Genomic DNA, 958 nt, shown 5'->3' with positions numbered 1-958 from the left:
GGAGGATGCGTCGCGGGCGGTGGCGAGTTCGCGGCGGGCGTTCGACGAGGGGCCGTGGCCGCGGATGAAGCGGGCCGAGCGGGCCGCGGCGATTCACCGGCTGGCGGATGTGATGGAGGCGCACGCGGAGGAGCTGGCGGTCGCCGACACGACGAACATGGGCAAGCCCCTCGCGCAGGCGCGGCATGATGTGGGCCGGTCGGTGCACAACTTCCGGTTCTTCGCGGATCATCAGCGCGATCATGTGGGTGCGGTGTATCCGATGGATACGGGGCATCACGCGTACAGCGAGTTCGGGCCGGCGGGTGTCGTCACGGCGATCAGTCCGTGGAACTTTCCGCTGATGATGGCGACGTGGAAGATCGCACCGGCGATCGCGTGGGGCAATACGTGCATCATCAAGCCGTCGGAGGACACGCCTGCGTCGGTGACGATGCTGGGGCGGCTGGCGATCGAGGCGGAGCTGCCGCCGGGGGTTTTGAACGTCGTCAACGGGTACGGGAATCCGGCCGGGTCGGCGCTGGTGGCCGACGAGCGGGTGGACCGGGTCACCTTCACCGGGTCGTCGGCGACCGGCAAGCATGTGATGGCGGGCGCTGCCGGTCATCTGGCGCCCGTGTCGCTCGAGCTGGGTGGCAAGGGCGCGAACATCGTCTTCGACGACGCGGACATCGACAACGCGGTGCACTGGGCCGTGGAGGCGATCTTCCGCAACTCCGGGCAGATCTGCCTGGCGGGGTCGCGGCTGTTCGTGCAGTCCGGGATCTACGACGAGTTCATGAAGCGGTTCGTCGCCGCCGCCGAGGCCCTGACGATCGGGGATCCGTTCGATCCTTCGGTGCGGCTGTCGTCGCTGGCGAGCCGGCGGCACTTCGAGAAGGTGTCGGCGTACGTCTCCGGGATTCCCGGGGACGGCGGGAAGATCGTCACCGGTGGTGTCGACGAGTCGGGCCGCTGG

Annotated in this window: 1 protein-coding gene; it reads left to right on the top strand. The window is 68.8% G+C overall.

The window, feature by feature from the left end; all coding sequences use genetic code 11:
- Positions 1-958: aldehyde dehydrogenase family protein (locus tag SRB5_RS35765; protein WP_153458038.1), on the top strand; the 958-nt coding region annotated here is incomplete at both ends.

The organism is Streptomyces smaragdinus, from assembly GCF_009604385.1.
Lineage (GTDB): Bacteria > Actinomycetota > Actinomycetes > Streptomycetales > Streptomycetaceae > Streptomyces > Streptomyces smaragdinus.
The sequence above is the reverse complement of the archived record's forward strand: the minus strand, read 5'-3'. Positions and strand labels throughout refer to the sequence as shown.